Raw genomic sequence first — 12,893 nt, 5'->3', positions numbered from 1 at the left:
AAAGGTGCGCTGGAAGCAGCCCTCCTGGGGCGCGATACAGTCCTCCAACCCCTCCTGATCGAAGGAGTATCCATGCCCAGATCGCCCGATGACGTTCTGACCCAGCTAATCGCCGATTGCCGCAGATCTGGGTGGGCGTCCTCGACGATTCCGTTTTTCTACTTCCAGAGTTTTGCGCGTGCGAGCGGCTGGGAGCCGGTAGCGACCAGACGTGGCGATCCGGCGATCTCCCGACTCAGACCGAACACAAGAGGTGACGCCACCCCGCAGTCGATCAGCGCCATAACTGGTCTGGACGAACAGGCGCTCCATGTTGATGGCGCGCATCTTCATTCGGTTCCCGACATTGTGGTGATGCACTCGACCACGCCGAACTCGACTCCAACGCGGATCTGGAAGCCGCGGTTCGAGATCGTGCATTCACATGCCGTGAAACACGGCGTGTTCTTCGTGGGAAGCGGACGGCAGACGTTCCTGGCGACGGCAGTGGATGACTGCGGATTGCGATTCGATCCCCATTGCATGGCTCCAGCAGACAAGCGGGCGCGGGACGCTTGGACGCTGCTTACCACCTATGGCGATGTCCACGAACACCGATGGGACACCCCGGACACACTGCTCTTCGTCCACAACCGCGCTGTTCTGCATGGCCGGGCGAAAGCAGCCGAGAACGAAGAGCGCGAGCTCACCAGAATCGCTTACAAGACAAGGATTCTGAAGTGACAATGCCATACGGCTACGAGCAATTTTGGGTCAAGGCAAAGCTGTTCATTAACCGAGCGATGGACCCGTCCGATGATCGGACTGAAGATGAAAAGCAACTGTGGGCTGCCCTCGCGCTCGAATTGCTGGCGAAAGCGGCATTGTGCAAGGTCTCGCCCACCCTGGTGGCTGAGCCGACCGACGACGGAACTCACGTCCTGAAAGCTGCTGGCTTAATCGAGGGTGAGACACACTTCACAACCGCGCGTGCATCAACGATCTTTAAGCGGTGTGAGCGAGTGTTCCGGCCTTTCAGTGCGGAGGAGGCTTCCAAGATCTCAAACGGTAGAAACGAGTACCTCCACGGTGCCGCGTTGGGTATCACTAGGATTCCGGCACATGCGTGGTGGCCGCAGTTCTGGGCTCAGATCGACATTCTTCTTGCTGCGCAGGGCAGCGATGTTTCCATGCTCGTCGGAGGAGATCGAACCGATACAGTCGAGGAACATCTCGCGCGGAACAGACAGAATGTTCAAAATCAGGTGATGGCACGAATCTCTGCTGCCAAGCAATCTTTGACTCGTTTCCGCGATGGTCGGATGAGCGGACCAGAACAAGCCAAGTGGGAGTCAGCATCGCAATGGTCACCCATAATGGCCTACCGAACTATCACAGATTGCCCCGCATGCGGGAACGGCGGGTGGTTGGAGGGTGAAGAAATCGTCGATCGGCGTGTCACCGAATACGGCGCCGACGAGCGGGACCACTTCGTCGGAACGATTGCAGAAGTGGATATAGCTCCCGACTATTTCAGTTGCCCGACATGCCATCTCGTTCTTGAGAGATCCGAACTAATCGCAGCCACAGATCTGACCGATGACGCGTTCACCGTCGAACTTGATCCGGAAGACATGGACGATTGGCCCGACGAGGCGGAGTATGGCAACGACTGATGTTCTCGCTGAACTCCGGTCACCTTGGTGCTATGACCGGCATGCCGAGTCCGACCGGTGCGACGCGTGCCAGCCGCTTGGTCTCCTCTCGTTTCTGCCGCAGGTAGGTGAGGGTGAGGTCGATGCCCTCAACCTCACCGAGCCAGTTCTCGCGCTCGGCGCGTACTCGGCGGGCCTGCAGGTCTTCCTCGATCTCGTCGAGCCGGGGCAGCATTTTCGGGTCTATGGCGAGCATTGGGCAGCGCAAGCAAGAGTGCTCATGCTGGCAAGGTGAACCGTATGGTCGTGTGCAACCGCCCAGCTCGACCTTGCGTCGGTCGAAGTGCTGTTGGAATTCGTCCCATTCGGTGTCGGTGATCTGCCGGTATTCTTCGTCCGGTCGCAGTTGGCGGCGGCGGTCGAGGTGAGCTTGGTAGTGGCGGACGATGTCTTCGTTGAAGACGGTGACGTAGCCGCGGAAGGTTTCGAGGTTGAGGTGGCCGAGCAGGGCGGCGCCTATGTGGATGGGCAGGCCGCTGTTGGCCAGGTCCGTGGCGAAGAGCCTGCGGAAGTCGTGTGGTGTGAAGTGCATGCCCGTGAATGCGGGGTCGGTTGCTGCGATCTCGGTGCAGGTGTCTTTGAGCCAGGTCAGGATGGTCACCGCGGACAGGACTCGGCGGCTGTGGCCGTAGCGGCGTTGGAACAGATGTGGCATCGGTTCGGTCCAGACCCGGTCGTGCTGGTCGTAGCGGGAAATCAGGGGAACCGGCTGCTTGTCGGTGGTGTGGCGGCGGAGGATCTGCGCGATGATGTGGAACAGTTCCGCTGGCATCGGGATCACTCGTTCGCGGTCGGTTTTGGACGGGGCGATCACCAGCAAGGCGATCACCTCACCGCTCGGGCGTTGGTATTGCCGGATACTGAGGTAGGTCAGTTCGCAGAGTTCCTCGATCCGGATGCCGGACTGTCTCAGCACTTCGACCACGGCCCAGCGCCAGAAGCAACTGTCCTCGCGCCGGGTCTGGTTGAAAACCTCGCCAGTGGCGAGGTCGCGTAGCCGGACTGGAATGTGGTCGGGGCTGAGGCGGTCGGTGCGCGTGACCAGGCGCTCGTATTCGCGGCCGTCGTGGACGAACCGCCTCGGAGTTCGGTCGTCGTCAGGTTCGATCGCCGGTGCGGCGCTCAGCAATGCTCGCGCCTGTTCGTAGCGGGTTTCGACGTATTCGACCAGGGTCGGCAGTAGTGGCTGACGGACGCGGATGCGCTGGTCGGTGCGTTCCTTGACGCGGCGCTTGCGCTGGTTGTAGCCGCGCAACTCCCCGTAGGGGATGGGGCAGGGTGCCGCCCACTTCGCCCAGGTGCCGGGGTCTTCGACCGCCCAGCTGTGGAGGTCGGCGTAAAAGGCTCGGACATGCACCAGAATCCCGTGGAAGTCCTTGCGGCGCCGGGGTGGTTTTCCGGGGACCGGGTTGTGCCAGTTGATCGTCTCGCGCCATTGCTCATAGGTGGCGCGGTCGATCTCGAGCGAGCGCTGGGCAGGGTTGATGGACTCGATGGTGGCCCAGAAGTATCCAGCGAGGGAGCGGGCGATGCTGACGATGGTGTTGTAGTCGGTTTCGGCGTTGCGGCGGGTGAGGTATTCGATCAGCAGATCCCGGACGCCGGGATTCCGGACCTGGTAGTGGTCGACGAGTTGGGTCATGCTCAGCTGCCCGTGGGTCAGGGCGGCGCGCATCGTCGGTGGCGTCGACGGCGGGAAATGCCCCATCTCGTGCAGGACCTGCCAGACCAGCTTGCCCGGCAGGCCCCGGCTCGCGATCGCGGTGCCGTGACGCCGGTTCTCCACGGCGTAGTGCAGCAGCGCGGCCGGCGTCAGATCGGCCATCGCGATGCCTTGGGTGGTCAGTGCGCAACAGATATCGAACAATGCGTGACGCCGATGTCGCAACGGCACCTGAGTGCGCGCGTCGACCTCGGCGAAGAATCGCTCCAGCAGCCGATCCTGCTGAGCCAGCCTGAACGATTCCGCGTAGTCACCGAACCGGTTCGACCGGAACCCCACCACCGACGGCTGAACGACCCTCATGCAGAACACAGTTCGCAGCCCAGCGGTGACCTGCTCGCGTCGATGGGAGCGGCTGTCCGGAACCAAGATCTGGTTCAACGCTGGGTGACGCTCGTTCAGTCCGGCCGCTTCCCATCGCTGCTGCCAGTTCTGACCGGGGAACTCGACCAGGTGATCGAGTACCTGTCGAAGTCCCGCGATCGTGCGCTGGTGGATGAACTTCGAGCTGTCCGGCCAGCCTCGGCGGTAGGCATCGACAATCTGCTCCACCGGAGCCGCGGTGAGGTTACCGAACTGCCCGGGCGGAGTGCTCGGGCGCGGTGCCGGCGCTTGGGCGAGTCCCGGAGTGAAGCGTGAATCAGTTTTCGGACCAAACTGTTTCATTCGCTGCGGGTGTCGATGGCGCGCGCTGTAGGCCATCGGTGGCTCCGAGCGTTCCCGGGCTGCGGAAGTGTCAGGCACCGAACACCACCGCGACATCGTCGGCGGCGTAGCCGGCCGGATAGGACGGTTGCGGCCGGGGTCTGGCGTAGTGCTGCTGGAGCCGATCGAACATGTCCTCCACCCGCACCGGGGTGTAGATGCTCACCGTGGCCAGATTCGCGTGCCGCAGAATGCGCTGGACCTCGACCAGCGTCAATTCCGGATCACCGACCAGTCGTGTCGCCGCGGTATGACGCAGGTCGTGACAGGTCCAGTTCGTGCCCAGGCGGTCGTTGGCGCGCTGCAGGATCCGCCGCAACGCCCAATAGGTCACCGGCCGGGACTCTCCGCGCAGTGTCCGGAACACCGGCTCGTCCGCAACCGGCAGCCCTTCGGCCTCGAAATACCGGGCGAGGTAGATGAACGCCCGCGGATCGGCCGGGATGTCCTGGCGTGCCCTGGTCCCCTTGGATATCACCCAGATCCGCATCCCGGCCCAGTCGATATCGTGCAGTCCGATACCCAGCAGCTCGCTGGCCCGCGCCGCGCTCGACACGTAGAACAACAGCAGTGCCCGATCCCGGTCGTTGCGCATCGCGTCGAACAATTCCTCCCACCGGTCGTCAGGGATCGACCGCGGCGCAGCTGTCGGCACCTTTTGCCGCAATCGGGCACGCCGAACCACCGGTTTCGGCTCCGCCGGGCTCAGGTGCCGCAGCGCCTGGCGGCGCTCGGCCGACTCCGGCACCGGGTTGAGGACCGGGCCGCGTCCGAAGCTGCCGTTATAGGCATAAAAACCCCAGACCACCGATAGGCAATGGTTGATCGTCCGCGGCGCGTAGCCCGCCTTCAGCAGGGGTTTCCCCGTCCGGATGTTTACCGTCCCGGCCGCTGGGGCCCCGGCCCGGCGCCGGACCCGCTGCGGATTCGGTGCATTCCGCAGCCACCCCACCAGCAACGCCACTTCCGCCTCGGTCGCGTGGTCCCAGCCCACCTCCAACAACCACAGCAACCGGAACCAGCGCAGCAGGTCGTAGGCGTAGCTCTTACACGTCAACGGGCTCACATCGCTCAACGCCAGATCCCGCAGATAAGCCACTGCAGGCTCCACCGGCCGCTGCCCCGCGTCTACCACCACAAACGGCGGAAGCTTCCCCGGCCCGGCGACCACCGCACCGACCCGGGGAAGCTCGACCAACCCACCGATCACAGACCTACGAAGATCGCCATCCACCGACACACCAACTCCTTCGTTACCGCAAGGGACAAGGGATTGGTGCAGTCAACAGAATGGAGCCTTCGATGATCAGCGGCCACAGCCATGCTTCCCCGGCCGGTATCCCGGCGGTGACTGCGAGCGCGCGCAGAGCGGTGAACGACAGCCAGAACGCACCGGCTGCGATCAGTGCGGTCATCGCGGTGGCGACAAGGTGGGTGCCTCGTGCGCGGGCGTGCGCACGCAGCAGCAGCGCGACGCCGTGGACCGCGGCCAGCAGCGCCAACGGCGGAATGACCGCTACTGCAGCCGCCAGCACCGGCAACGCGGTCGCGTGTAGGAGCGCGTGCAGGGCGTTGCCGGTGATGCTGACTGCCGCGGCGGCGATGAGTACCGACCAGAAGAACCCGTGCGCACGGGGACCGCGTGCAGGGGTGGGGCCTGTGGTCGGTTCGTGAGGTGACTGCTCATCGGTGGCTGTGGTTGATTCGTTGCTGGTTGTGTTGGAGGTGGGCACAGAGCAATTCCCTTCTGCGGTCACGGGGCAGGTGACCACCGGGCCGGGGTGCTGTTCGTCTGGTGGTCGGCCAGGGGGTGTGGTTCACCGGTCAGTACCGCGACCGCGGCGGCCACTTCGGTGATGTCGGCTTTCACATAGGTCGTGGTGACACCATTGGCTCTGCTGTCGTGGCCGGCGTAGGCGCGGGCCACCGCGTAGGAGAACGTGCGCTCGACCCACGTCAACGTGGTGTGGCGCAACCAGTGCGTACTGATGCCTTGGGCGGCGACCCACGGTAGTTCCTGGCCAAGTCGCCTCCACAGGTGATCGAGGCGGCGGGAAGTGATCGGGCGGCCGTTGCTGTATCGCAGCAACTGCCCCTCGGGCGGGCTACCGCGCTCAGCGGCGTGCGTGAGCAGATATCGCATGAGCGTGGGGGATACCGGTTGCCAGCGGTCACTTGCATCCTTCTCCCGCAGGTAAACCAGGCACTGGTCCGGGTCCAGATCTTTCGGCCGCAACGCCAGCGCGCCACCGCGGCGGCAGGCGGTTTCGGTGACCAGCCGCAGAATCAGCGAATCCAGCTCCGGATCTGTGCCGGTCATCGCCGCGACACGGCAAATCTCGGCCAGCTGTGGCGCCGGGATCGCGAACCGCTGCGACGCACGACGGCCCGGTTTCTCTATCCGGCGGGCCGGGTTATCGGCAGGGGAGATCCAACGGTTCTCGGCGAACCGGTACAGGCATCGCACCGCGGCCACGAAATTCTCGCCGGCGCCGCGCCCGCCCCGGGACGCTCGGTTCGTGGCCGCGCTGCGGGCGACCTCCACCGCCATGGCTTGCAGTTCGGCCACGCCCGGCTCGTCGAGGCGGCGATCGGGCCACCGGTCCAACAGACGAGCGAAGTGAGTGTTATAGGTACGCAGCGTCCCCGGGATGAGGGTGGCTCGAACCTGCGGGATCACCTCGGCGAACGTCGGTACCTGGATCGGCCGCGCGGGGAGATCGGCGGGGGAGATGCCCATCTGTGCCAGCACCACCCGCGCAGCAGCCAGAGCCTCGGCCCCCGGTCTCTCCCGTACCGCCGCCTCCGGCGGCCGTCACCGGCCTTGCCCCTGCAAACCGGCCAACTGCTCGGCGAAGAACTGCGCCAGCGCGGTGGGAGGACAGATCAGCAGTCGGTCCGCGCCGCGACGGCTCAACAGCAGCACCCGGTCGCCAATTGAGAGGAACACCGGCCGCCGCAACCGGTACGGAACCCGGAAATACCCTGACGGAGACACTCGCACCGCACCGGCGGTGTCAGGGCGGGCCAGCAGCACGCCTGGCTCCCGGTACTCCACTGCGAGGCGCAGCGGGGCCGTCCAGCCCAGCCGGTCCAGCAACGGTTTGTCGGTGACCCGCCCGCCTTCGGCGACTCTCGACACACCGACCCACACATCGCGATCGGCGACCGGCGGCACCCGCCGTGCTGGGTCCGGCCCGTGGACCTGTTCCTGCCACGGTGTCTGCGGCGGAATCACAGGTGCGATCACCGGGAACCACCGCCGAAGGTGGTGAAAACAACCCCTACCAGGCGGACGGGGAGTAGATTGCGGCCAACATATCGCCGCAGTTCAGCGGCGCAATAACGAAGGCGGACACGGGCGAACACAGATCCTCCAGACGGTGTTCAAGTGGTACTTGAACACCTTTCGGTCGGAGGGGGTGCGTTCACCACCTTTTTGTGCGCGAGGGGGGACTACATAACGTTTCCTTGGGTGAAACAGGCGGAAACTTTTGGCGGGGATGTCAAGTGATGAGGAGATGGCACTCTTGGGATGATGCGACGCCGGTCTGAACAGAGGGTTGCATTCGGTGCGGGGGATCGAGTCTGCAGCGGAACATCAACGCTGTGTCGCGCGACTGTCTACTGCCCTTCGGCGTTACCGGCCCGGATTGCAGCGTGTATGCTTGATTTGGGGACGTGAGCTGACAGGGCTGAAAGCGGTGTGCTTTGTCTTGTATCTCAGTTGTCTGTCCGTTTCTGGTCACATCCAGACTGTCCTGCGATCCGCTAGCGGTTCCGGTCCGAGGCCGGGGCTTCTCATACTGCGGATATGCGAGCCACATCCTTGGTGGGACCTCGGTAGCTGCTCGTACAGGGATCAGCTGCCCAAGCGTCAAGGTCGTCCACTGCCTGATGCCGAGGAAATCTGGGCATGCCGATATGTGGATGAGGCTGCGCCGAAGAAGTCTGTTCTCCGATCAGTGTGTCCGTGTGGGGCTTCTGATTGGGCTGGAGAGTGGGGCATGAGCTCGCCCGAGCGACTTGATGAGGGCCTTTACCAGGCGAGTGCCTCAGAGAAGTTGCCGCCTGCGAGCTTGGCGGCGGACTTCCTGTATCCAGCGATCTCGGCGCAACCGGAGTGTGGCGAACTCCATTGCTCGGTCACCTCGATTGATGAGCGAGGCAGGCTCGCCGCCCGGTCCACCGTACGCCAACTCGGTTGGACTCCCGGGCAGACGGTATCGATAGAGGTGCAGCACGGGCTGGTCGTCATACGACGTTCGCGGCACGGCCGCCGAACGCCGAAGTCCGGTTTTGTCGTCCTGCCTTCCAGGATCCGTAACCGCATCGGACTGTACGCAGGCGACCGAGTATTGCTGGCCGCCTCGCTGGACGACGAGGTGCTCAGGGTATATCCGCCGCGCGCCCTGGCGGCAGCGTTGTGTGGATACACCCCCGGCCTTGGTCGGCGCCGATGATGCGGGACTCCGAAGTGGCCGAATTGCTGCAGGCTGTTTCCCGGCTGGGGCTGACGGTGGTCCGGGACGCCGCTGAGCCAGTCGTGGCGAAGGCTCCGACCTTTGACGAGTTCATCCCTCAGATGCTCGAAGCAGAGTCCGGAGCGCAGCGGGAATCCTATGGAGCCTGCTGGCGCGTGCTACGTGAAGCATGGGGTTCACGATCCTTGGACGAGCCAACTCCCACGGAGATTTTGCAGCTGATGAACCGGTACAAAGCCGGCGCGGTAGTGAGGTCGAACTGGCGCGGGGGTAACGCTGCGGCCCGAAACTTCCTGCATGGTGTACGGCGGCTGTATCGATTGGCCGAGATGGACGGCTTGATCGCGCCAGCGTCGAATCCCGCAGCGAAGGTACCGATGCCACGCAAGCTGGAGAGCACTCGCCATGCGCTGACCCCCCAGCAAGTGTCCGAGCTGGGGCGCGTTGCTGCCGAAACCGGTAACGATGGCGAACTGGACGCGTTGATTGTGCGCCTACATGTCGAGACCGCTTGTCGTCGCCGGGCAGCCCTGAGGTTGCGTGTCGATGACCTCAGCGTCGACGATTGCACTGTTCTGCTGCACCACAAGGGTGGGGTTGATACCTGGCATCCGATCTCGCCGCTTCTCATGTTGCGATTGCTCGAGCATGTCGACCGGCGTGGTGCCGGAGCTCCGGGACATCAGGTGCTGAGAACTCGCGGCGGGAAACCGATTACCGATCGCCGCTATGACAACCTCCACGGCCGGTTTCACCAGCATCTCGCTTGGGCAGAAGCGAAAGGTGTGACCGTGCACTGGCTGCGGCACACTACCCTGACCTTTGTTGAACGCACGTATGGAGAGGCTGTGGCCCGGAGATACGCGGCACACCAGGACCCTGGGACGACCGCAACCCCGATCTACACGAAAGCATCCTTAGTGGAGTGTGCTGAAGCGCTTGTGGCAGTGACCGGACAACCTCACCCCCTTGCGCCTGGTATGGGCAGGATCGGATTTATGGAACGAGAAGGGGGTACGGCCGCTGGATCAATATCCGAGAGGCATGGTGCCGAAGCTGTGTAGACGGTCGTGTGCGATCCAGGGACTGTGGAGGTTCCGGATGTGGCTCGAAGACGTCCGGGAGTCCACCGCGCGAGGCGTCGCGGCAATCTGGGCTTGCTTGGTGAACGGCTACTTCGGTACGCCTAGAATCTCACAGGTTCCCGGGTGTCCAAGCGTATGCCCGAGCACGGACCCCTACAGCTGTCAGTAGGTCTCCCGGAGCTTATGCACTGGCCACGTCGCTGGCAGAAGATGTGGCTGCTAAGGTGTCGGAGCGAAGCGGGGTTGGTCATGGCTTGGCTAGTGGAGGGTGTGGCGTCGTGGCGCGCAAGGTTGTAGTCACCGTGATTGACGATGTGGATGGTTCGTCGGCTGCGGCCGAAACCGTCTCATTCGGCATCGACGGGGTGGCCTACGAGATTGATTTGTCCGAGGCGAATGCGCGAGAACTACGCGCAGGGCTGGACAAGTGGATCCCCCACGCACGGAAGATCGGCGGCCGCAGTCGCGCGAAGATGCCAGCGGTGAGGCAACGCAAGGATGCGAGCGCAGTCCGTGAGTGGGCGCGCCGAAACGGGCACGATGTTCCCGCCCGCGGCCGGATACCGTCCGCTGTGCTGGATGCATATCGGCGCGCGGCAGATTGATTTGTAGTTGTCGCTCACCGTCCGGCGGGTTGGTGGTCCTGCTCACTTCGCATTCTTGAGCCGGGACGAATAGAGCCCTCCGAATTGTCCCAGTTTCGTGCGCGCTGAGTGTTGCTGGCGATGCCCGGTCTGTGGACTATCCGCACTGTTGCTACTGGGTTTGCAGGTTATGCCGACGCAGGTCGCAGAGGGGTCTGGCAGTTGATCGCCGCGAGGTCCGAGAGACCCCCAGATGGTGGAGAGGGGGCTGGTTCGGGCTGACGGCAACGATGTGCAGTTGAGTTGCGATTGGCATTCCAGTGCGGGTCCGCCGGGCTATCTGTTCAGGCCGCCGGGGAATCTGATGTTTCAGGGGATGATGCTGGTGAGTCGGCTCGTCGCTTACTCGGCGTAAGCAAAGCAGCATCTGCCGATATTGCGATATTCGCATTAATAGCGGTCGCGAAGCAGATAATGGGGCGCCAGGGTTGACCTTTGTGCAGGGCTGGCCGGAGCAGGCAGTTTCGGTCTAGGTCGAGGTGATCTTTGGCTCTGGTGGTGGCGGATCGCTGATCAAGTCGGAACGTGCGCGGCTGATTTTGTCCATGGCGCGAAGCGCCTCGGGGCTGGGGCGATCAATGTCGGCTTGTCCGTGATCGGCAGCCTCGGTGCCGGAGCTGAACAGCGGTGTGGGCGACTGATAATTCGCGGCTTGCTGGTAGGTCGCCGCGCTGATCCGTCCATCGAGCAGGGCGAGACGCAATGCGAGGAGTTCCTCGCCATGGCAGCCGCACCATCCGGCGCAAAGGCGCCTGTTTTCGCTGTCGGCATCGGCAACGTGACATTGGAACAGCCGGCCCGGCTGTAGCGCGGTGTGCTTGTCGTATTCACGGAGCTTGTCGTACTCATCGGCATGCCAGACTGCACCGGGTACATCCTGGCGGTAGGGGCATGCCGTACAGGGACGCGGCGCCGGAGGTCCGATGCCCTCCGATGTGGCCGTTTCGTCGTGAGAGGGTCTCATGGTGCTGTCTCGTGGTCGGGGCGACAGTAGGAGATGACTGTATCTATGTCTGGCGGAGGAGTCGCGTCGCGGCTCCTTTGGTCACACATCGACGAGATCGATCGACGAATTTCTTCATGGGTGGGGGGGATTCCGGCGGTCGAGGCCTATAACCCTGAGGACCGTGTGTGCAGAGGCAGGGTTACGGATCCGGCTGTGGGCCGGGCTCGGAGTGGGTTCGTGGAGGAGGAAATGAATGGGTACAGCGGGCTTCGATGCTGTCCGGAGCGGCAGCATGTCCGATCCTGGCCCCGTCGACGCCACGTTCCCGGAGAAAGTCGGCGAGGGCGTTCTCCGGGATCATGACGTCGACGTGGTCGCACAGGACCTGGGTGTCTTGGACGGCGAGCCCGCAGATAGCCGCGAGGAGGGAGCGGCGACATTGCTGGCCGCGGCTTTGGAGGCTCTGAACCGTGCGCAGGGCGACTACGACTTGTTCGACGCTCTTGTCCGGCACGGCGCCCGAGGGCTGGTGTGGGAGATGGTGGCCGAAAGAGTAGCTGCGTATGCGTGGCAGGTGCTGGAGTCGTGGATCTGCAGCGGTGCAATACACGAAAAGCTGTCGAGCAGATACCTCGGGATCCCGGACTGGCCGACCGGGCGGCAGCGGTTGGCCGGCGACCAGGTCTACCGCGAGGAGATAATCGCACACGTGGTGGCCGCGGCTCTGGAGAAGTTGCAGCAGGGCCTGGCCGCGGGCACCGGCTGGGATCCCCGCAAAGGACGCTCACTGAGTTCGTACTTCGTTGAGGGGTGCCTGATTGCATTCGTTTCGATGTTCGCCAAGGAGCATCGGTGGTGGACTGCCCACCACAGCAGCGCAGACCTCTACGACGAGGTGATCGAGGCGGGGGTGTCAGGGACCACGGTGCTGTGGGGATCGGAACTGGGGACTGACCCCGCCGACATCGTGACCGACCGCATCGTGCTGCTCGATTGCCTGGCCGCCATGCCCGAGACGGATCGGCTGGTGCTGTGGGCACATGCATGCGGATACACGCACGCCGAGATTGCGCACCTGATGAGTGTGACCTCCAAAGCGATCGAACGCCGCCTGCACAGGATCCGCAACGCCACTCACCTATCCGTGAGGAACCGATGATGAACCGACACGAGAGCACCGATATCGAGACGACTGAACTGGTTTCGCGCGTGCGTGCCCTGATCGAGGGTTCTTCCCTTGGCGAGGAAGGTCCGCGTCTGCTGAGCACGCGTACCTCTGACAAACAGCTGGAACGCATCCGTCGGCTGCGTCAGCGACCGGCCGATATCGGTGCAGGACCTTCGGAGTCGTCGGCTCGACGCCTGATAGCAGAGGCGATGGGCGGGGTTCGCCTGCCGCGGCGCACACCCGACCCGGACTGCGTCCAGAGCGTCTCCGGGGTTTCGGCCGTTGCCCACTGGATCTGCAACCCCGACCCTGCCCATAGCGGCTGCTACCGCAACGACTCGTACACGATGGTCAGAGTGATCGACGCGTTGCGCGGGTCGGCCTCGTGCCCGACCTGATCAACGGTCTGTCAGGACCCCACCGGATTAGGACGGGGCCATCGGG

The 12,893-nt window shown here is 63.7% G+C and carries 12 protein-coding genes; 6 read left to right on the top strand and 6 right to left on the bottom strand.

Translation table 11 applies throughout. The features are described 5' to 3' along the window. Positions 1–723: Fe(II)-2OG oxygenase family protein (locus NF4_RS38350; RefSeq protein WP_232330795.1), on the top strand; the 723-nt coding region annotated here is incomplete at its 5' end. Continuing rightward, positions 720–1,655: a hypothetical protein gene (locus NF4_RS38345; RefSeq protein ID WP_157120762.1), complete on the top strand. Its 936-nt coding sequence runs from the start codon at positions 720–722 to the stop codon at positions 1,653–1,655. The genes NF4_RS38350 and NF4_RS38345, both read left to right, overlap by 4 nt. Positions 1,656–1,674: 19 nt before the next feature. Here NF4_RS38345 and NF4_RS34905 read toward each other — a convergent pair whose 3' ends face one another. The 5 genes from NF4_RS34905 to NF4_RS34885 form a co-directional block, all read right to left on the bottom strand. Then, positions 1,675–3,969: a tyrosine-type recombinase/integrase gene (locus tag NF4_RS34905; RefSeq protein WP_198165593.1), complete on the bottom strand. Its 2,295-nt coding sequence runs from the start codon at positions 3,967–3,969 to the stop codon at positions 1,675–1,677. A 184-nt stretch (positions 3,970–4,153) separates the two neighbouring features. Next, positions 4,154–5,362, bottom strand: coding sequence for a tyrosine-type recombinase/integrase (locus NF4_RS34900; RefSeq protein WP_198165592.1), 1,209 nt, complete (start codon positions 5,360–5,362; stop codon positions 4,154–4,156). 13 nt (positions 5,363–5,375) lie between these two features. Then, positions 5,376–5,855, bottom strand: coding sequence for a DUF2637 domain-containing protein (locus tag NF4_RS34895; RefSeq protein ID WP_063131662.1), 480 nt, complete (start codon positions 5,853–5,855; stop codon positions 5,376–5,378). A 20-nt stretch (positions 5,856–5,875) separates the two neighbouring features. Beyond that, positions 5,876–6,877 carry a tyrosine-type recombinase/integrase gene (locus tag NF4_RS34890; RefSeq protein ID WP_232330794.1) on the bottom strand — a complete coding sequence of 334 codons (1,002 nt, stop codon included), beginning with the start codon at positions 6,875–6,877 and terminating at the stop codon, positions 5,876–5,878. A gap of 60 nt (positions 6,878–6,937) precedes the next feature. Beyond that, entirely contained in the window at positions 6,938–7,372 is a 435-nt protein-coding gene (locus NF4_RS34885; RefSeq protein WP_063131660.1) for a hypothetical protein, read from the bottom strand. A gap of 1,227 nt (positions 7,373–8,599) precedes the next feature. Between NF4_RS34885 and NF4_RS37320 the strand changes: the two genes are divergently transcribed. Together NF4_RS37320 and NF4_RS37315 are read left to right on the top strand one after the other, a co-directional pair. Then, complete coding sequence (locus NF4_RS37320; protein ID WP_198165591.1) at positions 8,600–9,670, top strand: tyrosine-type recombinase/integrase; 1,071 nt, start codon at positions 8,600–8,602, stop codon at positions 9,668–9,670. Between the two features lie 299 nt (positions 9,671–9,969). Continuing rightward, positions 9,970–10,296: a histone-like nucleoid-structuring protein Lsr2 gene (locus tag NF4_RS37315; protein WP_084533813.1), complete on the top strand. Its 327-nt coding sequence runs from the start codon at positions 9,970–9,972 to the stop codon at positions 10,294–10,296. A gap of 508 nt (positions 10,297–10,804) precedes the next feature. Here NF4_RS37315 and NF4_RS34875 read toward each other — a convergent pair. After that, a complete protein-coding gene (locus NF4_RS34875; RefSeq protein ID WP_063131658.1) occupies positions 10,805–11,299 on the bottom strand; it encodes a DUF6283 family protein in 495 nt (164 codons plus the stop codon). A gap of 274 nt (positions 11,300–11,573) precedes the next feature. On the opposite strand from NF4_RS34875, the gene NF4_RS34870 reads away from it, so the two are divergent. Together NF4_RS34870 and NF4_RS34865 are read left to right on the top strand one after the other, a co-directional pair. Beyond that, complete coding sequence (locus tag NF4_RS34870; RefSeq protein WP_063131657.1) at positions 11,574–12,440, top strand: sigma factor-like helix-turn-helix DNA-binding protein; 867 nt, start codon at positions 11,574–11,576, stop codon at positions 12,438–12,440. Beyond that, a complete protein-coding gene (locus NF4_RS34865; protein ID WP_063131656.1) occupies positions 12,440–12,847 on the top strand; it encodes a hypothetical protein in 408 nt (135 codons plus the stop codon). Before NF4_RS34870 ends, NF4_RS34865 begins: the two co-directional genes overlap by 1 nt. The last annotated feature ends 46 nt before the right edge of the window (positions 12,848–12,893 follow it).

The organism is Nocardia fusca NBRC 14340, from assembly GCF_001618425.1.
Classification (GTDB): Bacteria; Actinomycetota; Actinomycetes; order Mycobacteriales; family Mycobacteriaceae; genus Nocardia; species Nocardia fusca.
This window is presented reverse-complemented; position numbering and strand designations above follow the sequence as displayed.

Coding starts and splice junctions, on each gene's coding strand:
- NF4_RS34875 (WP_063131658.1), bottom strand. CDS start 11,299: ATGAGACCCTCTCACGACGAAACGGCCACATCGGAGGGCATCGGACCT.
- NF4_RS34870 (WP_063131657.1), top strand. CDS start 11,574: ATGTCCGATCCTGGCCCCGTCGACGCCACGTTCCCGGAGAAAGTCGGC.
- NF4_RS34865 (WP_063131656.1), top strand. CDS start 12,440: ATGAACCGACACGAGAGCACCGATATCGAGACGACTGAACTGGTTTCG.